Below are 21,677 nucleotides of genomic sequence, written 5' to 3' on the forward strand. Positions count from 1 at the left end.
CTCACCGATTTAGATACTAAACTTTTTAGCTCAGCTATATATAATCTGTATATATATAATAAAATATGTATAAGATTAACGCTTGCTGAACTGGAAGCGACGACGAGCCTTTGGCTGACCTGGCTTCTTACGCTCAACAGCACGTGAGTCACGTGTCATGAAGCCTGCATCCTTCAAAGCCTTCTTATCGTTAGCGTCGATCTTAACGAGTGCGCGAGCGATAGCGAGGCGGAGAGCCTGGCTCTGACCGGTGAAACCACCACCGTCGAGGTTTGCCTTAATATCATACTTACCCTCAGCTTCGAGCAACTGCAATGGCTGCTTTACTACATAGCGAAGGATTGCTGATGGGAAATATGTCTCAATATCTTTCTTGTTGATTGTGATCTTACCGGTACCCTCTGTGAGGTATACACGAGCTACAGCGCTCTTACGGCGACCAATTGCATTAATTACTTCCATTCTACCTTAATTATTTATACTGGTTAATATCAATAGCCTTTGGCTGCTGTGCCTCGTGCTTGTGCTCTGTGCCATCGTAAATGAAGAGGTTGTCCATCAAAGAACGACCGAGAGGGCCCTTTGGCAACATACCCTTGATAGCGTGACGGAGGATCTTGTCCATTCCATCAGGACGCTTGCGCAACTCTGCTGGAGTGTTGAAGCGCTGACCACCTGGATAACCAGTGTAACGAGTGTAAACCTTATCTGTTTCCTTCTTACCTGTGAAAACTACCTTAGCGGCATTGATAATGATTACGTTGTCACCACAATCTACGTGTGGAGTGAAAGTTGGCTTGTACTTTCCGCGGAGCAATTTAGCAACCTTAGAGCAGAGGCGACCTACAACCTGGTCGGTAGCGTCGATTACGACCCACTCTTTCTTAGCTGTTTCCTTGTTTACGGAAATAGTCTTGTAACTTAATGTGTCCATTTTAAAATTTAAATTTACTACTAAAAAACGTTTTTAATCTTTTTTACTCACTATTCAGACAGGTGATTCACTAACCACATACCCCGGCCACAGGGCATGCTATTAACACACCATATCTTGGGGACTCTAAGCGTATCCCCGAAATAATCGGACTGCAAAATTACACATTTTTATTTGATTATGTGTAGGTTACGAGTTTTAACCCCAAACTTTTATGAATATTTAACTTAGTTTGCGCTTTTCTGCTCAGGATAAGCAAAAAAAACTCCTTCAGCGCAAAGACTGAAGGAGCCGGAATGAAGTCTATTTAAAGCCCTACTTCGTGGGCTCAAGAGAGATATATAACTTACTTTAAAATCACCTTCTTGCCATTGATGATGACAAGACCCTTGGCAGACTTGCTTACGCGCTTGCCGTCGATAGAGTAAACCTTGCCAGCCTTAACAGCCTCGCTGACAGTGATGCCGCTGATGCCGGTTGCAACCTTCTCAGCCTCTTTAGCCTCATCTACAATCTTCTGACCCTCAGCCAGAATAGCGTCAATTCTAGCCAACATCGCGTTGAACTGCTCCTGAGTCAAGTCTTCCTGATAAAGCTTCATGAACATCTGGCTCATCTCTACATTGAGGTCATCCAGCTTGGTTAAGTACTCATCCTTTACTGTTGGACACTCTGAGTCAAGGGTAGAGATGTATTCATCCATCTTCTGAGAAGCTGGATAATACTTTGCGTTAAACTGAGCCATCCACTCATCCTTCTGTGCCTGAGCATACAAGTCGGAGATATTCACCTTGAAATAACCAAAGCTCTCTACAAAACCATCAATCTTGCTTTCTGTATAAGGAGCCGTAGGATCGGCTGGTGCCTGAGCAAACTCAGCAGCAAGGTTCTTCCAATACTCTGCTGATTCATTTACCGCAGAAAGGTCATACTCAGGGAAATCCTTCTTTATCTTTGCTATTTCTGCATCCAATGAAGCGAGCGTTGCTGTGATGTCTTCCACCAAAGTGCTGGCTTTCTTTGATGCAGCCAAGAGGGCATCGGCCTTTTTGCTGATAGCATCAAACTGGTCACACATCTTCTTAGCCTGCTCTGCAGACTCGATATGACTATCCATCATGAAAGGCATATAAACCTGCACCATGTCAGCATCCAGTTCATCGAAAGCTGGTGCATAATAATTCTGCACGTTCTCAGGAACCTGTCCCAGACACTCAGACTTATGCATAGCAGCATTCTGATAGTGGGTATTCACCTGGAAAGAATAAACCTCCTGCTCTGCATTCTTCACTGCATCCTTGATACCTTCTGCTATCTCTTTTACAGAAGCCAGATAGCTATCAACCTCTGCTGCAGTAAGCGTCTTTGCGTCGTACTTCGCCTTCACCTCTGCTGCCATTTCCTCAAGACTCGACTTGTTATAGTTCAACGAGTTCTTGGTATCTTCTGCGTCAGCATACTTCTCGTTGATGTCATTCAACATACCGTCAATGTTCTGCTGCAAATCAGCAATAGATTTCTGCAAAGCAGCATATTCTTCTGCTGTTGCAAGAGTCTGACCCTCTTCTGCTGCAGCCGCAAAAGGCTGAGCTGCTGATACTGAAACCGCTGGAGCTGCGCTCAACATGAGCATAGCTGCAAAAAGTAATTGTTTCTTCATACTTACACTTTTTAAAAAATTAATACTAATATTTATTATCTCACGATTTTATATACGCAGTTTCCCTGCTTCACGATATAAATGCCATGACGCATCTCCTTGGCAGAAACCCTGCGGCCATTGAGATCGTAGAATCTCTTCTGTCCATTACGTGACGGGGTGACTGTGACAGAACTGATACCCGTAGAACTTGCCGGTGTCACGATGAGTTCCTTGGAACTGTAAGAAAGTTCACCCTTCTTGCTGGCGTTTACTACCAGCGCATAGGTAGCATCTGTTTCCAGACCTGAGAATGCGAACTCTGTCTTGCCATTGGTAGAAACCTTCTGGTAGGCTGCCACCGGTTCGTGAATCAACGCATTGCATCCCAAAAGCACATCATCGATATAGAAAGCACCGGAAGTACGCTGGATGACATTCAGTCTTACTGAATCAGCCAACTCCGGCAAATCATAGCTATAGGTATCTCCCGAAGCCATGTCTGCACCGCCCTGCAAAGTAGCAATCTGCTTCCATTCTCCATTCTGATAAGCCTCTACTGCCAAGGTTGCCTTGGTTGAAGAAGATGACTTGGCGAAGAACTTGACAGAAGATATACGGTTGCCGACAGATGCCATCTTCAGGTAGGTATCTATCTTGTTCAGACGGAGGCAAGGTGATTCCTCGCCATAATTGTTCATGCTCAGGTTACCATTGGTTTTCCAAAGCGATGGCATACCCTCCAGTTCATCGCTGAAATCATAGCCCTTCTGAGTTGCCTCTGTTGCATAAACCAACTTATGCAGGGTGACCACGTAATCATCTGCTGCTTCCATACCTTCCCATGAAGCCGTGAAGCCTGTTTTACCGACTGCGGTAGCCTTTACATCAGTCACATAATACTTACTGAAAGGGATAGCGGCAGTAGTGAGCTGCTGGGTGTAGACAGCAGAAGAATAAGAGCCACGGTTTGCCTGCAGGGTAATCTCATAGGTTGTTTCAGGACTCAAGCCCTCAACATGAAGAGAAGGCTGTGCTGCTGTATATACCTTATTATTATAGAGCGGCAGAGATTCTTTCTTTCCATTCACCACTGAGCTAATGTTCAGAACATATCGCTTGGCAACCGGCACATCTGTCCATCCTACCACAATACTGCTATCCTGAACCTCAGTAACCTTCACGTCAGGAGTATTCAGTTTCAGATTAAGTCCGCCGAGCATGAGATTGATAATACCATCCTTCTCCTCAATATCATCCAGTGACATCACCTTGCCACCAGCCCAGGAAGTCAGATTACACTGAGTCACATTCGATGTTCCAGGGAACGGATCTCCCGCACGGGTATTGTCGGTAAGCTTGTTATCAGCCTCAACGATATCCACACGCTGATGAGTGCCAGTGATGTTCAACTCATTTTTCTCCCAAGCCTTGGCATCATAATCGATATGCCAGAGCAACATGCCATGGCCCGGAATGAACGCATCCCAGCCCTTCTTCTGTCGGTTCTCCATGATGAAGTATTCCTCATCGTTGGTCCCTCCTACAGGCACCACGTATGCTTTGTTGCTATCATTCAAGTCGGGTAATACATTGAGCGAATCTACCCCATTCTTCAACACGGTCAGGTCGAGCCATCCCAGACAGGCACGTTCATAGGCAGAGAATGCCGCAGGCGTATTTCCATTGTTGTTGTAAGAAGCCTGTGCCATGGTATCGAAAGAACCAGGGGCGAAGGTTGTCATGCCATAATTTACATCATAATGGTCGGCAAGCCCCAGCACATGACCGAATTCATGTACAAAGGTACCGATGCCCGCAGGCTGAGGTGTGATGAGGGTACCATTGATTTCGTTGCTGCAGGTATAGTTTCCTACCTCGATGCCATCCAGTTTCAGCGAAGTTTCGCTGAGTCCTGCATCTTTAGCCATGTCTGAATAATAGGCAGAATGTGGCCAGATGGCATTGCCATCGCCTGAATCAGCCTCACCCTTTCCGGCATAGAAAAAATAGATGTTGTCAATGTAGCCATCCTGGTTATGGTCATACTGGGAGAAATCTACCAGCGGATCGGCAAGCGTACAAGCCTCTCTTACAAACTGCTCCAGACGGGCAGGATTATCTACGGAAGAGCCTTGGTTGGCTCCATAATAAGAATATTTCTCAGGTAATGTTACAGGACCGATGACATCAAACTGAGGTTGGAATCTGCCATTGGAACTGTTCAGATAGAAATCTCTCGCACTTCCATTGGCGCCATTGCTGTAAGTAAATCCAGGTTCATTGAGCATGTTGTTGAAGAACTGATGTGCATCGCTACCTACGGTAGAGAATTTGGTATCAGCAAACTGCACCAAGATGACCAATGAATGAACCTCACCAATGGTTGGGAAATTGTTCAATTTCTCTTTCTGAGGATTGCTGCCGGCTTTCAGAGAAGCATTCCTGCGAGACGAAAGGGTTTGCTGCAACTGCTGCAGACGGGCACGCTTGAAAGATTCAAGGATGGCAGACTTGTCCAGACTCTCAACGAACGCCTTGACCTTTGCTGTGCGCTCAGAAGCCTCAACTGCCTTGATGCCACTAGCCTGCACCTTGCCATCCTTCCAATCGGCATACTCGTAATTTTCCTGTCGAGCATTAAACACGAGCGGAATACCATCAGAAGTCAGCACATAATGACCGTGCTCATCACCACGCATCTGGATGGTGAGCCAGGAGCCATCAGCCTGCTTCACCTTCAAAGGCTTAGGATAAGCAGGAATAGCAAAGGTGGTCTGCACGAAACAGACCACCAATAAGCTGAATATAATGATTTTCTTCATACTTACTTGATAACAAACTTAGCAGTAGCCTTATGACCAGCCTTATCAGTTGCCTTCACGATGTAGAGACCAGAAGTCAAACCTGAAGTACTGAATGCAGCACCTGAAGTCTTGCCTACGAGCTTGCCATTTACGCTATATACATAGATAGCATTAGCACCCTCGGCAGAAATCTGACCATTGGCAGCCTTGATAACCAAGGCCTCAGCAGCCTCAACACTCTCAATACCGCTGACAAAGTTCTTGAGAACAGTAACATTGATTGTTGCAGAGAACTCACCAAAGTTGACTGTAACCATTGCAATACCCTGCTTCTTACCCTTGATAACCAAGTCGATGGTGTTGCCATGAGCCTCGCCAAGAGAAACTGCAGCATTAGGAGTAGAAGAAACCTCCAAGTCTGACTCCAGATCAGGGTTCTCCAAACCATATACAGACACCTTCACAACAACGGCACCCTCATCGGTAGTACCTACAGTTACATCATCTGCACTAACGGCAAATGCCTTGGCAATATTGTTGAAGTAAAGAGTAGGAATCTTGCTTCCGTCCTCTTTCCAAGGCTCGGCAAGAGAGCTACCGTAAGCATACTGCAAACCTGTGAAGAAGTCCTTGCCCATCTCCTTGGCTGCCTTGTAGGCGCCATCTACGCTTGTAGCATCTGTACTACCTGCATTGTTGGTAGTGTAGTTGCCAGACAGACGAGTCTCTTTCTCAGGAGTTTCACCAGCAGAAACTTCATCGTCAGCAATAGTCTTACCGGCAATCTGATGAACAGTAGCAGGAGCGTTTATCTCTTCGCCATCCTGTAATACCTTGACAGAACCATCGAATACACAGTTCTTTGCAAAACCGGAGTTATCATTCCAGGCGCTCTCCATTACACCAATGATACCACCGGCAGCATAACCGTTCCAGGCAGACTTCTTGGTAGCTACGATATCAGTATGGCTGACAACATTAGAGATTTCGTTGAAGTAATTGTCACCAACGAATCCACCTACAGCATTCTCAGCTGTCAACTGACCGCGAACCTCGCAGTTGGTGAACTTACAGTAATCATGAGGAGTACCTGCCATACCGACAATACCACCCAAAATAGTCTTGGCTGTGGCATTGACATTTGCATAACATGCGTTCACACTAGAGCCTGAACGTGTCTGACCAACGATACCACCTACATTCTCAGAGTTAGGCAAAGTAATCTCACCCTGGAAAGAACAGTTATTGATCATGGTCTTAAGATTAGCGCTACCAACAAGACCGCCCGCAGCTATAAACATCTGATCATCGCCTGCAATCTTGGCACCATAAACAAAAATGCTATCTACATTGGTAGCCTTGCCCTTACCATCATAAGTGTAATTGGTCTCACCTGCCAACACACCGGCAAACTGGTTGGTATTGGTCACCTCTACAATAGGGTTCACGAAGATCAAGTTCTTGGCAATACCATTGAGGTCGAGGGTACCAAACAAACCAGTATGATCCTCTGTTGTCTTCACACCGAGATTATAAATAGTATGACCATCACCATCCAGAGAACCTGTGAAGTTCTTGACAGGAGTCCACCACTGTGCAGCCTTAGACATATCAATATCAGCTACCATCTTGTAGTTCTTGGTTGGCTCCAGAGCCATCTGCTGGAAGTCACCAGTAGTAGCAATCAGGTATGGATCCTCTACAGTACCTGTACCGCCCTGTTCAAACTTGGTGAAAGGGAGGTCGTAGAAGTTCATATCATACTTATTATTCGCTCTATCCTCGAACACGACAAACATCTGGCGCTTGCCCAAATCGTTCATAACAGGGAAGCTAGCCTTTTCAAACACATGAGTGTCATCACCACGCCATGACTTGATAACGGTACCGTCGAGCGTGGAAACTTCCAAGACGTTATCGAGTTTGTTGCTGCCATCCTCGCGACGCTTCTTGGCAATATAGACATACTCCATATCATCATTGGTATTGAAGAGATATGGGTTGAGTGATGTGCTGTTGATTAATGGAGTGAAGTTCTCTGCCTTTGTGCCCAAGTTAAGTCGGTCCACATGATCGATGGTGCAATCAGGGTTCACCCAAGCGATAGGAGCAAGAACCTCACCAGCCTCATTAGACTGTGCCTGTGCCAAAGCAATGACATACTGGTAACCCTGCGCATTGGCAGTAGTTGGGTAACGGTCGAAATTAGAAGAGATAGCATTGCCATCGATGCTCTGTGGCAACACACCAGCCTTCTCGCAAGAAGGAACATCTACCAACTGAATCTGCTGACCTGAACCTTCGCTTGTACCTATGGTCTGCAAGAACCACATCTGTTCTGACTTACCATGGATGGTATTCAACAAAGCCCACTTATTGCTTGTTACCTTGTCACAGATATCCTTCAACTTACCATTCTCTGAGTCGTAAACAGCGATAGAAATCAAGTCACCATCCAAAGAAGGAGTATAATCAAAAAGTTCGACCACATAGTTCAATTTTCCGTTGTTGCTAAAGTATCCCTTAGACAAATCATTGTTGCCGAAGAGACCGAAGGCGGCAGAACGGTATGGAGTTCCCTCTGGTGCATTGATGGAAACACGGAGGCTATCAACCTTTTTGAAATCCTTATCAAAAGTTCTCAACACCAAGAAGTTGTCTGGCTCCTGTTTAATATCCTGAGTACCATCACTAGCATCGGTATTTGTATATGGCTTCTCATACTGTGCTAAAACATAGTAAGGAGTACCATCCACGTTCATACAGTTGAAGCAAGAACCCTGAAGATAGGTAATCTTGTTGTCAATATCAAAGTAGAAAGTATGCTCTACAGTCCAGTCTGTCTGTCCATAGGCAGGAGGTGCGATGACATCGATACTATACTTCTCTTCAGACTCGTGGGTCATGATCAGACGCTGGTAGCTATTCCATCCCTTTGATGCATCAAATACAAGACCGGTACCCTCCATTTCAAACTTGATTTCACCTGTATTGATATCGTAAGCACGAGTGAGGTACTTATTTTCACCTTTGAAGGCATCGTGGAACTCCACCAGGATTTCGCAAGACTTTTCGTCTCTATCGAAGAGCTTCTTGGTGACAGGACCGTATGGAGTGATGTTTTGCACATGCTTCCATCCTTCAGGCACCTTGACGCTGAAAGAACCCACCTGCTTGTGGCTATTATCGAACAAGGTAATCACAGAAGACTCATGAAAGTGTGCAGTATAATACTCACTATAAACAGAGTCTCTGGAAGTAATGTTCTGGGTAAAATACCAGTTGCTTGCGTCTGGAGCAGTTACCCATCCGTAAGTCTGACCCGAAGCCGAATTGGTAGGAGTATCACTACTACGCATAGGAGTATTGCTGACTGTAGCAAAGCCAGCCTGGCGCATCTGATAAGCACTGTTGCTGCAATCCACCATACCAGGCACAGAAACCAGGCGATGAATATCAACATTCTTAAACTTCTTGGCAAACGATGCCTTGCTAGAGGCCATCGCTGCTGTGCCGCTTGCTCCTAGGAGCAAAGTGAGGCAAAGTGTAGATAAAATTCTCATAATAAAAACTTATTAAGTTTATTTGATGATAGATGATTTACGATATGACTGCCATGCAGAAAGCTTGGTAGCAAAACTGCTGGTAGATGGGGCCAACTGGCGAGCCAATGCCGGAGCCTGACGCTTGACAGAAGTAGTTTCTGTCTTTGGAACAGACATTATATATGGCTGTACCATCCAACAGAAGTCTGTGAGATAATTAGACTCTGAAGCACTCTTCGCCTTGAATACCTGCAAGATCATGGCAAGGAAATTACCCGTCTTTTTATTGATTGTATAAGCGGTACCGCCAAAGAATCCGTAGGTGTGATACTGCTCACTATATTTGAAAGTGGCAGAAAGAAGACCAGATTCTGAACCCATATAGCCAAGACCGTCTTCATCTAAGAAAGTATCATAGATAAAGTACTTACCAAACTTACCAAGATACTGGCTGCTGCGGGTCTCCACACTGCCTGTTTCCTCATTGATCGATACAGGGAATACCAGTCCCATTTCAGGAATAGCAAGTTCGGTACGGCTCAATGTGGCACGAACAGTCTGGAGTTCCAGCTTAGTATCCTCATTAAAGTCGTAATAAGCAAACACGTATTCTCCGGCAATATCCTTGTCGAAATCAAACTGCTTCACGATGAATGAATCGGTAACGGCTGCTACCTGATACTTGATATAATCAGCACGGAGATGACCGGTTGTATTCTCGCTGAGCGATACCTTCAATTCCTTGCTGCCGGTATCAACCGAAGCGTTCGCCCACTCAGGAGCATAGATAACCTTCATATCGGTGTTAGAACGGTATGTCTTTGTGAACTCAACAGGCTGATCGTTGCTGTAGATCATATCAGCATTGTTCATCTCAAGCACCAGTCCATACTGAGCTACATTGATAACCACAGAATCGTTCTCTGTTTTCTTGATAACCAACTTGGCGTTACGTGACTGTCGGGAATCGTTGGCAATAGCAGCCAGTTTCACGGTGCTACCCTCAATGCTGGTACTGAGCCATGAAGGCTCATCGGTATAAGCCTTCATTGGGGTACAGTCAACGGTGACAGCACCTTCGCTGTCGTTAGGTCCAAGCATAGTCTGGGCAGAAAGCACGTTGATGGTGCTCTCAGCCACAGCCTGATAATCGCTATCGCTGCTGCATGAGGCCATCAGCCCCATGGCAGCTATACCTATTATATATATAGATTTCTTCATCTTCATTGTTTATTTGTTTGGTGTCAAATTAGAAAGGAAATACCACCCAAAGGCAAACACATACTGATCGTTCTGCGTGATAGGCTCTCCCTTGCTTGTACAAGCCAAGGCTACAAAAGTATCGCTGGTATAGCCATCAGCTGTCAAGGTTCCATCATCCTCGAAGTCAGCCTCCTGAGAAACACCGTGCCATACGATGTTCATACCACCCTTTCCGAGCAATGCACTCTTACTCAAGTCTGCATTCATCAGTCTGAGGGCAGGATACCTGCCGCTAGGATCTTCAATCATCTGAGATGGCAGGTTAAGATCACCTGTCTCTGGGTTGAAATCTAATTCAATATTATAAGTATATCCATCTGAGGTGAATGTACCCATCAGCATATTCTCCTCATCTTTCACTTTAGAGATGGTTATATCGCAGGAGCCCTGCATGGCTGAGAGTGTCCACTCGCCTAACCATGCATCGATGCCAGGAACATAAGCGTTCAAGGTCAGAGCCTCGTTGTCCTTGGCAGACAACACGCCAGTCTTGCTAACCAGGAAGTCTTGTACCTCATTGCCTTCCAGAACCACAGGCTCATTTACGGCATGGATACCGGTAGGAGTAACATAGAAAGGCTGCTCTACAATCTGTCCGTTGGCTGAACGCGAAAGGATGCGGCGTTTGCTGGAATTAATCTCCACCATCTTGCTTGCATCAGAAGAATTACCTACGCTATAGTTCACACCCAGACGCTTCTGCACATCAGCAATGCTGTTCAGATAAGAGGTCCAGTCTAAGTCGGCAGGCATGCGGGTGAATACCATCTCGTTCTCCCACTTCTTTCCTCTTACGAAGACACTGTCTTCAGTAAGTTTGGTAATGACAAACTCCCAGTCTCCCTGATCACCTTCAATCTCGCTATAACTAGGCTCTCCCAGGAAATGGAAGATGTCGTTATAGGTGTTGAAGGAGAGCACAGGACCCATGCTGCGGTCAACGGTATAACTGGATGTGGCACGCTCTGTAGGCGAAGCAACGGCTGTATCACCAGCCACGGTCACCTTGCCATTGGCAAACTTCATGAGGAAGGTGTAGCCGCCACCGGTCATTCCCTTGCCTGTGAAATAATGAAGCTGCCATCCGTTCTCTGAAGATTCCAGAATCTTCTGAGTATTCTCAACGGTGCTCTCGATGCGGTTGGCTGCCGACTCGTCGAAGAATTCCTTGTCATCGTGCAGACACGACTGCAAGCTCATACTGCCCAACAAGCAAACGATAGCTATAAATATATGTTTCATAAATCTATTCTATTTTAAATGTTCCAAATCCAAAGAGCTCAGCTCGCGTCCTCTACGCAGGATGGCTGCACGCAGCACATCGATATCCACGTCCCAGGAATCCAGCATGTAGTTTTTTACGATGCTAAGTTTCTGGTTCAATGCAGATACAGCCTCGTCACCACCAACCTTCTTGGCATCATCGAGGATAGCCTGCCACTGATCAGGAGTATAAGTGATATAGGTAGACAGCATCTCGGCGAAGTCCTCCATGCCCTCTGACATGGCGTATGGAGTAACAAAGCCCTTGCCGTGAGCCACTGAATCCTGAACCTGATACCAGTTACCACTTACGTAGCCCGATTCGGTAATCTTATTATAAGATGTGTCGTAAGGCTTCTTCTGGTTCAGGATGTGGGTGAACTCGTGGTGCATGGTGTGGAAGTAATACTGAGTCATAGACGCATAGCTTTCCAACATGTCATCGGTCAGACTGTTCACCATATAAAGTGTAACCTTCAATCCACCCTCGGCTGTACCCAGAACCATGGTTCCGTTGCTGTTGTAAGCCGGACTACCAATCAGGTGGATTACTCTTGGCACATTGTGCTTCACGAAATCAGGTCCCAACACCTCGGCGTATGAATCGAGCCAAAGATACTTGATGATGATAGCCAACTTGGCAGACTTTGCCGAATCAGCTGGTGTCAGGGTATATTGATAGTCAGACTCGATGTCCTCCATCTTATACTTGAAATCGATGTTGTAAGGACTGGTGTAGTTCTTCTGCAACCACAAGTCCAGGTCGTCTCTCTGCGGAGAGGTAACAGGGAAGATGGTTGGATCGTCCGGGTCATTGTCTGAGCAAGACACGAAGCCCAGGCCCATCACCAATGCCAACATCAACATATATATATTATGTTTCATTTCTTACTATTACTTTATGATTTTTTACTTATTGCGAGGGTTTGGTGTAACACCTGCAGTGATTACATCCTGTGGCAACTGGATGGCAAGACGTGGGTCACGAGCCTCCATGGTGTCGGTTATGCCTGTAATCTTGTAGTTGCTCTTCACGTCACGGCGATAGATGGTGATGCCGTAGCGCTTCACATCCTGCATGCGCAAACCCTCGTGAACGGTCATGATTCGGCGCAGGTGAAGAATGCACTGCAACATAGGCTCCTCTGTATCCTTGTCGATAGCGAAGGTTGTGTGGAATGCCTTACGTGGAGTTGGCTTCTCAGGAGTATAATAAGCGGTAACATCATCGCTATAGAACTTCTTCACCTCATCCAGGGTAAGCTGCACGCCAGTCTTGGAGAAGGCAGCCAACTCGGTGTTCAAATCGTTCAAAGCCTCAGTGTAATGACCGAGCAAAGCCTGAGCCTCAGCTCTTACAAGCAAAGTCTCATCAGCCGTAAACTCTGCAAACACGGCGTGAGGAGTACCGATACCAGCCTGGATATCAGCATACTCAAAATCATAAGGAACCTTACGAAGGATGTACTTAGAAAGAGAGCCTGTATAGAATACAGTATAATTGAACACCTTGTCGCTAACTCCCCAAGGACCCTCAGACTGAATGGTCTCTTTGCTTGAAACGATGGCACTATGTGCATACTTGTCACCATACTGGAACGGACCTCCGATGGCTCCCCATTCAGAAGCAACCACCTGCAGCAGCAGATTTGCCTTCACAGATGAGCCGATGTAGGCATTAGGCTGAATCTGCTTGTTGGCAGAAAGAGCACCCCAGGTGTTCCAGTCTCTCAGCATACCCTTGGCGTTGCTGCCCAATACCTTGTTGGCATACTCCACAGCCTTGTCATACTTCTGGTAATAGAGGTAGAAACGGGCTGCGAAAGCGGCAGCAGAGGTTGATGTGAAGTGGAACTTAGGCTTATCGTAGGTAGAACCTACCAGCTTCAAGCCTTCCTGCAAGTCCTTGTCAATCTTGGCATAGAGTTCTGCCAGGGTACCACGGTCGTACTTCACGTGTACATTGGTCTCAACCACCTCAGGGTAAGGAAGACCCAGGTCTGTGGCAGCAGTGGTCTCGTCGTAAGCCATGCAGAATACGTTGGCCAACTGGAACATGGCATAGGCACGGCAGATGAGCGCCTCGCCCTTCTGGGTAGAATAAGAGCTCTGGTCTGCCTGACTGTTGATGTACTCCAAAGCGATATTGGCTGTGGTGATGGCCTCATAGTAGGTTGACCAGTAAGTAGAAGGAGCCTCGTAAGAACTGGTCTCAGTGATGTCGGCCCATTCGTATGCCTGCTGCTGAAAGCGGTCGGCAGCATCCCAACCGGTGTTCAGGTTACAATCGGTATTGTCAGAATACATCTCCAGCAGATAGGCAGGATGCACCTGTGGGTAGGCATTAACCAGAAGCTTCGACACATCGGTAGGGCTCTGCAGGTCCAGACGGCTATCTGGCTGCTTGTCCAGATAATCGTTGCAGGAAGTCATGCCAGCCGACAGTGCCAACGCTACAATGGCGATATATAATTTCTTTATTTTCATTTTTATTTTCTACAATAATTAAAGTCCAAGTTTCAATGTAAGAGTAAACTGCTTTGGCATTGGCGAAGCCACACCACCCGCATTCATGAACTCAGGATCCTGACCGTTCAGCTTCTTGTCTGCATAGAGCAGCATGAGGTTGGTAGCCTGAAGCTTCAATGAGATGTTGTTCACTGGTGAGTTCTCCAACCAGCGGTGTGGGAAGTCGTATGCCAGTGAAATCTCCTTCAGGCGGATGAAGTCACCCTTGGCTGTGCGAACAGAAGTATAGTTGTAAGCATTGTAGGCAGTGTTCAGCAATGTACGGTTCAGCTCATACTCATAACGGCTCACTACACCAGGCACATTGGTAGCATTCTCATCACCAGGCTGCATCCAGCGGTTCTTGAAGTCGTGGGTCATTGATGTCAAGTCGTTATACTTGACTTTGAAAACCGGGTCAAGGCGCACCACGTTGCCGAAGGCGTATGTAAGGAACAGGTTCAGATGGAAGCCCTTATAGTTAAAGGTGTTACCCAGGGAGCCATTGTAGATAGGGTCTGTAGAACCCTCATAAATCAGATAATCTGTATTATCACGCTCCTGGAAGTCCAGGTCACCCACAGTAGTCTGACCCTTCTCGTTGATGCATACAGGATAGCCCTTCTCGTTGATGCCCACGAATGGGATGGAGAACAAGGCACGGGCTGGATAACCCTGCTTCGCAAAACCGGTACCCTGTACCAGGTCGATGACGCGACCCTGATTGTAGAGGTCGGTAATCTCCGTGCGGTTGTGAGAGTAGATCAGACTGGTCTGCCAGCTGAAATCGTTGGTCTTCACGTTGGTAGAAGAGATGCTCAACTCCTCACCCCATGACTTCATGGAACCCACATTGGCATAGGCTTTGCCATAAAGCTGGTGAACGGCAGGAGCAATCTCATCGAAGTTGCGACGCTGATATACATCGAAGGTCACGTTCAGACGGTTATTGAAGAAACCTGCATCCACACCGAAGTTGAACTCGTGCTTCTTCTCGTAGGTAAGCTCATCATTTCCGAGTGCTGCCACTACGAATCCCAACTCCTTGTCGGAAGTAGTAGGACGATAAAGGGTATTCATCGAGAGCTTGGTGAGCGCACTGCAGTAAGATGCATCAGGAGGAGTACCAGTCAAACTGTAAGACACACGGAAGGTGAGGCTTGACAATGGCTTGAGCTTAGGGAAGAAGCTCTCCTCGTGTACGTTCCAGGCACCAGACACGTTCCAGGTAGGCATCCAGCGTGCCTTGGTGGTACGGCCCATCTGGTTAGAACCTTCATAGCGGAATGTTCCGTTCACTACATACTTGCCGTTGAAAGAATAGGTTGCATTGGCATAGAATGCGGCACTACGTGAATCGGTGTTGCGCAAGCTGTAATAGTTTGAGTTCTCCTGGTCCAACTTCTTGAAATAGAGATACTCGAAGTAAGCTGTCTCACCACGGTAGTTCATACCCCAACCGTTAAACCAACTGCGGTTACGGCTGATGCCGGTAGTTTCAAGACCACCAAAGAGGTTGACGATGTGCTTCTGTGCAAAAGTATGGTTGTAGTTGGCTGTGGCACGGAAGTCATAGTCCACCATACGGTTTTCTGTACGCTGATAGATACCACCCTGTTTCAATACTGATACTGGCAAGGCATAGAGGTCGGTCTTATCAAGGAAGAGCAGTTTGTTGGCATCACGGATCAGTGCGTTGTCCATGGCGCGATAAGCCAAAGCTTGGTTGGAATCTTCCAGAATGTTGTGCTCCTGTGAAGAAGTGCTATACTTGATGGCACCCAGTGTAGAGAGTTCCAGATCCTTGAAAGGCTTCCACTTCAACTCCAGCTGGAACTTGGCATCAGCCACGTTCAGGTCGATGTAGTTGCTCTCCAGCTCATGCAGGATATTGAATGCAGCATAGTTGGCATGATAATAAGTATAAGGATCGAGCGCACGTGATGTGTTCAGGGCGTAAGAATATGGGTTGATATCGAAGTCACGCTTCACCTGACCAGATACCACATCCACATCCTGTCCCAAAGTTCCAGGTGCTCTCTGCTTACGGTAAGAGCCACCACCAATCAAGTTAACTGAAAGATTATCAAGAATATGATGGGTCATATTCATGCTCACGGTATAACGGTTCACCTTGCTATCCTTGTACCATCCTGGGTCAACCATAGCAGAAAGTGAAGCATAATAGTTACTCTTCTCGGTACCACCGCTCAAGCTTACAGAGTGGTTCTGCATGATGGCAGAAGAGAAAAGCTGCTTGAACCAGTTGGTATTGCGATACTCAGCCTGCTGGAGATAAGCATTCTGAGACTCCTGATTGTTGGCAAGTCCGAACATACCAGAAGTACTGTTGTAGGTATTGATGAGCTCATACATCTTTCCATATACACCATAGTCGCTACCATTGAGAATATCAGAAAGATTGAGCCATCCCTTATCCCTCAACTCCTTGTAGATGGCCATCTGGTCCTGAGAGTTGAGAATATCAAAATTGTCATAAGATGGAATCAGGCGGGTAGTAAACTCACCGGTATAGTTCAGATGAGCCTGTCCCTGCTTACCCTTCTTGGTAGTAACGACGATGACACCTGCCATCGCGCGCGCACCATATATAGATGTAGCGGAACCATCCTTCAGGATCTGGAAACTTTCGATATCATCAGAGTTCAATCCTGCGATGGCAGAAGAAATCAGGGTCTCCGGATCACCGGAAGCCAAATCATCTGCGCTCACATCGGATACGTCCTCCATGATAACGCCATCCACCACCCAGAGAGGCTTGGATGAACCATAGATAGATGTTGCACCACGCACACGGATCTTCGGAGCAGAACCAAAGGTACCACTCACGTTCTGCACAGACACACCGGCAGCACGGCCTTCCAAAGAACGGCTGATGTCAGCAACACCATTCAATTTTGCTTCCTCGGCATTAACACGGTCGGTAGCACCGGTAAATAAGCGTCGGTCTGTTTTCTGTAAACCAGTAACAACTACCTCCTGCAACTGCGCTTCTGGATGAAGCACCACCTTCATGTGGGCAGAGGCAAGCACTGTCTGACTTTTCATTCCCACGTAACTAAACACGAGTTTAGTTCCATTAGGAACGTTCAATTTAAAGTTACCGTCAATATCTGTGACTGTACCCTTAGTGGCTGCCCCCCCCAGAAATTAAAACAGAGGCACCAATAATCGGTTCGTTGTCATCCGCAGATATTACGGTTCCAGATACATCAATCTGGGCAAACGCTGCTCCGATGCTCATCAAGAGACAAACAAAGAAGAGCGAGAGTCTTTTTTCCATAATTTCTCGTCTTAATTTAAAATTATTATGTAATAATGTGATATCGGCTGCAAAATTACAATAAAAATATGAAATATTATCTTTTTTTTGCATAAAATCTGCAAAAATATTCCATTTTTCCTATTTTTAGTAAGATAAATCGAGAAATTAATAAAAAATAGATAGCATAAAGCCGCAATAGGGCAACAAAGTATCATCTTGTCATTATACATTCGTTAAAAGCAAAAAGTATGCTGAGTGCCTTCCTTCACCATGATACCCTTTTCGCAGAAATGGTTGAGCCACTTCTGAGCCATGTATGGAGTCAAGCCGAAGTGGATGCAAATGTCGTATTTCAGTTCCATATTTCTTGTTGTTTGATGGTTCGTTGTTTTCTATATTCTTTGTCTTCTATGAAAGATGATGCAAATATATATAATGATGATGCAAATCATATATAATAATGTGATAACTTGTATCTTTTGGTGTAAAATATTAGGCAGGGCAAACGCATTAAATTGCGCTGCCCTCCAAAAGTTTTGACAGGTACTCTTCATCCCAGCCTGCCTTCAATCTTTTCAGGTTGAGACTTCCCTTGGTCGTCTTGTCATTTTTCAAGATGGAGAGGACCATTTTGCTTATGGTAGAGAAGTTCCTCGCTGCATTTTTGACTTTCTTACTTTCGTCTTCTCTGAAAGTAATGTCCAATTGCCAATGCAAGTTGTTTTCTATGGACCAATGTTGCCTAATGGCGCTTGCTATCTTTTCGGGGTCTTCATTACTTAAGGAAGTTATATAGTATCTTGTTTCCTCAGATGTTTCACCAGATGTCGCAACAGATCTTCTTGAGGTAATCCCGACAACAGACCTTAACCCAACAAACCTGTTCTTAAACATTCTCTGCATTATGTCCCCATAGCTTACAACAATGCAGGTTCTTTCTTCCTGACGACCATGTCCCTCATTAAAGGAATAATGTTTTGTCACTACATTACAATTGCCTCTATACTCATGCTCGTAAATCATGTCCTTAGCAAATTCGTAACTTTTCTTCTGATTTTCCTTCAAGGCGATAATATAGTCCCCCTTGCCTTCTATGATTTTCTCTGTTATAGAAGTTTGGCATCCCATAGCATCTATTGTCACAATGGCATTTGACACGTCTATAGCACTAAGCAACTTGGGAACGACCGTGATTTCATTTGTTTTTTCACCGACTTTCTCTTGCCCAAGTGATATGCTGTTGTCTGCTGACCAAGCAGATACGATCCATGTGCGGAAGTCAGCTTGACCAATAGTGTGCTCGGCATCACACTTGCTTGATCCACGCATAAGCTTGCCATCAATGGCAACAACACCTTTGACTTCCCCTACAATTTCTCTAACCCAGTTTCTGAAGATCTCTTCAAATCCTTTTGGATCAAAGATAGAAAAGAAACGATTGAAGGTGTCATGGCTTGGAATAGTCTCCAACCCCTGCAAACGCTTTTTGAAGAAGTCTAACTTACTTTTTCCAAACTCTGCAATTTCGTTCCAAGATTGAGCTCCTGCAATTACCGCAGCGATTGTAATGTAAATGATATGTTCCATTTTATGGACAGTTCGACCCGCAACTCGTGGGTCGGCTATTTGTTTAGATAACTTAATAATGCTCATTTTGTACCTTTTATTTGTTAATTATTTCTTTACAAAGGTACAAAAAATATTTCATATATACAAATATATAATGTTAATATTCAGTAAGTTACAACTGCACAACGCAGATGTTAACGAATAAAATATTTAATGCGTCTGCCCTGAAATATTAGGTTTATTTAAACATTGGTATATGTCATGTGATTATACGGCATTTGTCATACGACCGTATGATAAGTGTCGTATAATCGCATGACAAATGTCACGCAATCGATATAATTGCTTCCTTGCATCGTTATAATTGCTTCCTTGCATCATATAAGTCACAACATTACCTCAGTTCGGGATAACGAACTGAGGTATTATTTTATACCTCTTTTGTGTAATTCTCCACATTTTCCACACTTGAGTCCATAATTATGGGGCAAAAATACTAAAAAAACAAGCAACGAAACAAACTTCCTCACGTTCTTTATATTACTTTTAACCTACTTTACCATATTCCCGGAACAAAAAAAGAGTGCACTGTAACAAACAATGCACTCTTTTTTATTATATCAATTCCTTATCCAGGAAATATTATCTGATAAACAGCAGCTCACGATACTTTGGCAATGTCCAAAGTTCATCGGCTACGAGAAGCTCGAGCTTGTCTATCTGATAACGGATTTCCTCCATCTTTGGAGCTACCGTGTCGTGATATGCTACTGCCTTCTCGCGCTCGCTCTCTATCTTGTTGGCTACCTTGCGGGCATCTACCAATGCCTCTACACCACGCTCTATTGCCTCGGTGCGCTCGGCTATCTCACGGATAATCTTCACGTTGCGGGCTGTCAGCTTCTTGCCTTCCTCGCCACCGAAGATGTGAATCATGCCCTCTACGTTCTTTGCCAGACGGCTCTGATAGTGGGTTGCCACAGGGATGATGTGGTTCATGGTCAGGTCGCCCATCACACGAGCCTCAATCTGAATCTTCTTGGTATAGGTCTCCCACTTCACCTCGTTACGCGCCTTCAACTCGCTCTCGCTCATCACGTTGGTCTTGGCAAACATCTCGATGCTTTCCTTGTCCAGGTAACGGTCGAAGACTACCGGGCAGGATGCCTCGCAGTCCAAGCCTCGCTTCTGAGCCTCTTCCTTCCACTCATCTGAATAGCCGTTGCCGTCGAAGCGGATAGGCTTGCAGGTCTTGATATCCTCGCGTACAATATCTATAATAGCCGATGTCTGGTCCTCGCCCTTTGCTATCAAGGCATCCACGCGAACCTTGAAATTTTCGAGAGCCTCAGCTACGGCAGCATTCAGTACGATGAGAGATGACGCACAGTTGGCCTCTGAACCTACGGCACGGAACTCGAAACGGTTTCCGGTGAAGGCGAATGGAGATGTACGGTTGCGGTCGGTGTTATCGATCATCAGCTCCGGAATCTCAGGGATATCCAGCTCCATACCCTTCTTGCCAGCCAGGGCGAAGAGTTCTTCCTTGTCTGCCTTCTCGATATGGTCGAGCAGGTCGGTGAGCTGCTTTCCGAGGAATGAAGAGATGATGGCTGGTGGTGCCTCGTTGGCTCCCAAACGGTGCGCATTGGTAGCACTCATGATAGAAGCCTTCAGCAGTCCATTGTGCTTGTAAACGCCCATCAGGGTCTCTACGATGAAGACTACGAAGCGGAGATTGTCCTCCGGTGTCTTGCCTGCTGCATGGAGCAGTACGCCGGTATCGGTGCAGAGACTCCAGTTGTTGTGCTTGCCCGAACCATTCACACCAGCGAATGGCTTCTCGTGAAGGAGCACACGGAAACCGTGCTTGTGAGCCACACGCTTCATCAGACTCATCAGGAGCATATTATGGTCTACGGCAAGATTGCACTCCTCATAGATAGGTGCCAGCTCAAACTGGTTTGGTGCCACCTCGTTATGACGGGTCTTGCAAGGGATGCCGAGTTCGAGCGCCTGTACTTCCAGATCCTTCATGAAAGCCTGCACACGCTCAGGGATTGTTCCGAAATAGTGGTCGTCCATCTGCTGGTTCTTCGCAGAGTCGTGTCCCATCAGGGTGCGGCCTGTGAGCATCAGGTCAGGGCGAGCCGAATAGAGACTCTCATCTACCAGGAAGTACTCCTGCTCCCATCCGAGATTGGTCTGCACCTTCTTCACCTGAGGGTAAAAATAGTGGCACACCTCAGTAGCCGCCTCACTCAGGGTATGGAGCGAGCGGAGCAATGGAGCCTTGTAGTCCAAAGCCTCACCGGTATAAGATATAAAGATGGTTGGGATACAGAGGGTATCGTCGATGATAAACACAGGCGATGTAGGATCCCATGCAGAATAGCCACGAGCCTCGAAGGTGTTGCGGATACCGCCGTTAGGGAATGAGCTGGCATCAGGTTCCTGCTGGACAAGCAATTTGCCAGAGAATTCCTCAATCATACCACCCTTTCCGTCATGCTCCACGAAGGCATCATGCTTCTCGGCAGTACCTTCTGTCAATGGCTGGAACCAGTGAGTATAATGTGTTACCCCGTTTTCCTCAGCCCAGAGCTTCATGCCGGCAGCCACGGCATCAGCGATGGAACGGTCCAGACGAGTACCGTTATCTATCACATCGATGAGTTTCTCATACACATCAGATGGCAGATACTTGTACATCTTCTGGCGGTTGAATACATACTTGGCGAAGTACTCCGAAGGGCGCACCTTGGGAGCCTCTACCTCTACAGGTCTTTTCTTAAAGGCCTCGGCTACAACCTCAAATCTCAAATTAGCCATTCTTTCTTTTATTATTAATTATAAGTTTGCG

The 21,677-nt window shown here is 46.1% G+C and carries 12 protein-coding genes and 1 pseudogene; all 13 read right to left on the bottom strand.

Annotated elements, in window-relative coordinates; genetic code table 11:
* Positions 1–75: 75 nt before the first annotated feature.
* The 13 genes and pseudogenes from rpsI to FO447_RS11190 all read right to left on the bottom strand — a co-directional run bounded on the left by rpsI (position 76) and on the right by FO447_RS11190 (position 21,646).
* A complete protein-coding gene (gene rpsI, locus FO447_RS11135; protein WP_006848006.1) occupies positions 76–462 on the bottom strand; it encodes a 30S ribosomal protein S9 in 387 nt (128 codons plus the stop codon).
* Positions 463–472: 10 nt separating this feature from the next.
* A complete protein-coding gene (rplM, locus tag FO447_RS11140) occupies positions 473–934 on the bottom strand; it encodes a 50S ribosomal protein L13 (RefSeq protein WP_006848007.1) in 462 nt (153 codons plus the stop codon).
* A gap of 346 nt (positions 935–1,280) precedes the next feature.
* On the bottom strand, positions 1,281–2,594 hold the full coding sequence (locus FO447_RS11145; RefSeq protein WP_200756383.1) for a hypothetical protein: 1,314 nt from the start codon (positions 2,592–2,594) through the stop codon (positions 1,281–1,283).
* A gap of 35 nt (positions 2,595–2,629) precedes the next feature.
* On the bottom strand, positions 2,630–5,398 hold the full coding sequence (locus tag FO447_RS11150; RefSeq protein ID WP_200756385.1) for a M6 family metalloprotease domain-containing protein: 2,769 nt from the start codon (positions 5,396–5,398) through the stop codon (positions 2,630–2,632).
* 2 nt (positions 5,399–5,400) lie between these two features.
* Entirely contained in the window at positions 5,401–8,943 is a 3,543-nt protein-coding gene (locus FO447_RS11155) for a T9SS type A sorting domain-containing protein (protein ID WP_200756387.1), read from the bottom strand.
* An 18-nt stretch (positions 8,944–8,961) separates the two neighbouring features.
* Positions 8,962–10,152 carry a BACON domain-containing protein gene (locus FO447_RS11160; RefSeq protein WP_200756389.1) on the bottom strand — a complete coding sequence of 397 codons (1,191 nt, stop codon included), beginning with the start codon at positions 10,150–10,152 and terminating at the stop codon, positions 8,962–8,964.
* A gap of 3 nt (positions 10,153–10,155) precedes the next feature.
* A complete protein-coding gene (locus tag FO447_RS11165; protein ID WP_200756391.1) occupies positions 10,156–11,430 on the bottom strand; it encodes a DUF4302 domain-containing protein in 1,275 nt (424 codons plus the stop codon).
* Positions 11,431–11,439: 9 nt separating this feature from the next.
* A complete protein-coding gene (locus tag FO447_RS11170) occupies positions 11,440–12,336 on the bottom strand; it encodes a zinc-binding metallopeptidase (RefSeq protein ID WP_200756393.1) in 897 nt (298 codons plus the stop codon).
* Between the two features lie 24 nt (positions 12,337–12,360).
* Positions 12,361–13,938, bottom strand: coding sequence for a RagB/SusD family nutrient uptake outer membrane protein (locus FO447_RS11175; protein WP_200756395.1), 1,578 nt, complete (start codon positions 13,936–13,938; stop codon positions 12,361–12,363).
* Between the two features lie 18 nt (positions 13,939–13,956).
* A pseudogene (locus FO447_RS11180) lies at positions 13,957–17,263 on the bottom strand (SusC/RagA family TonB-linked outer membrane protein).
* 215 nt (positions 17,264–17,478) lie between these two features.
* The gene (locus FO447_RS16215) at positions 17,479–17,607 is read right to left on the bottom strand and encodes a hypothetical protein (RefSeq protein WP_259326356.1); all 129 of its coding nucleotides are present in this window, start codon (positions 17,605–17,607) and stop codon (positions 17,479–17,481) included.
* 148 nt (positions 17,608–17,755) lie between these two features.
* The gene (locus FO447_RS11185) at positions 17,756–18,898 is read right to left on the bottom strand and encodes an ISAs1 family transposase (protein ID WP_118139234.1); all 1,143 of its coding nucleotides are present in this window, start codon (positions 18,896–18,898) and stop codon (positions 17,756–17,758) included.
* A gap of 558 nt (positions 18,899–19,456) precedes the next feature.
* Positions 19,457–21,646 (bottom strand): glutamine synthetase III family protein, encoded by a 2,190-nt coding sequence (locus FO447_RS11190; RefSeq protein WP_200756396.1) that lies wholly within the window; start codon positions 21,644–21,646, stop codon positions 19,457–19,459.
* Positions 21,647–21,677 lie beyond the last annotated feature (31 nt).

This window comes from Segatella copri (genome assembly GCF_015074785.1).
Taxonomy (GTDB): domain Bacteria; phylum Bacteroidota; class Bacteroidia; order Bacteroidales; family Bacteroidaceae; genus Prevotella.

Coding starts and splice junctions, on each gene's coding strand:
- rpsI (WP_006848006.1), bottom strand. CDS start 462: ATGGAAGTAATTAATGCAATTGGTCGCCGTAAGAGCGCTGTAGCTCGT.
- rplM (WP_006848007.1), bottom strand. CDS start 934: ATGGACACATTAAGTTACAAGACTATTTCCGTAAACAAGGAAACAGCT.
- FO447_RS11145 (WP_200756383.1), bottom strand. CDS start 2,594: ATGAAGAAACAATTACTTTTTGCAGCTATGCTCATGTTGAGCGCAGCT.
- FO447_RS11150 (WP_200756385.1), bottom strand. CDS start 5,398: ATGAAGAAAATCATTATATTCAGCTTATTGGTGGTCTGTTTCGTGCAG.
- FO447_RS11155 (WP_200756387.1), bottom strand. CDS start 8,943: ATGAGAATTTTATCTACACTTTGCCTCACTTTGCTCCTAGGAGCAAGC.
- FO447_RS11160 (WP_200756389.1), bottom strand. CDS start 10,152: ATGAAGATGAAGAAATCTATATATATAATAGGTATAGCTGCCATGGGG.
- FO447_RS11165 (WP_200756391.1), bottom strand. CDS start 11,430: ATGAAACATATATTTATAGCTATCGTTTGCTTGTTGGGCAGTATGAGC.
- FO447_RS11170 (WP_200756393.1), bottom strand. CDS start 12,336: ATGAAACATAATATATATATGTTGATGTTGGCATTGGTGATGGGCCTG.
- FO447_RS11175 (WP_200756395.1), bottom strand. CDS start 13,938: ATGAAAATAAAGAAATTATATATCGCCATTGTAGCGTTGGCACTGTCG.
- FO447_RS16215 (WP_259326356.1), bottom strand. CDS start 17,607: ATGGAACTGAAATACGACATTTGCATCCACTTCGGCTTGACTCCATAC.
- FO447_RS11185 (WP_118139234.1), bottom strand. CDS start 18,898: ATGAGCATTATTAAGTTATCTAAACAAATAGCCGACCCACGAGTTGCG.
- FO447_RS11190 (WP_200756396.1), bottom strand. CDS start 21,646: ATGGCTAATTTGAGATTTGAGGTTGTAGCCGAGGCCTTTAAGAAAAGA.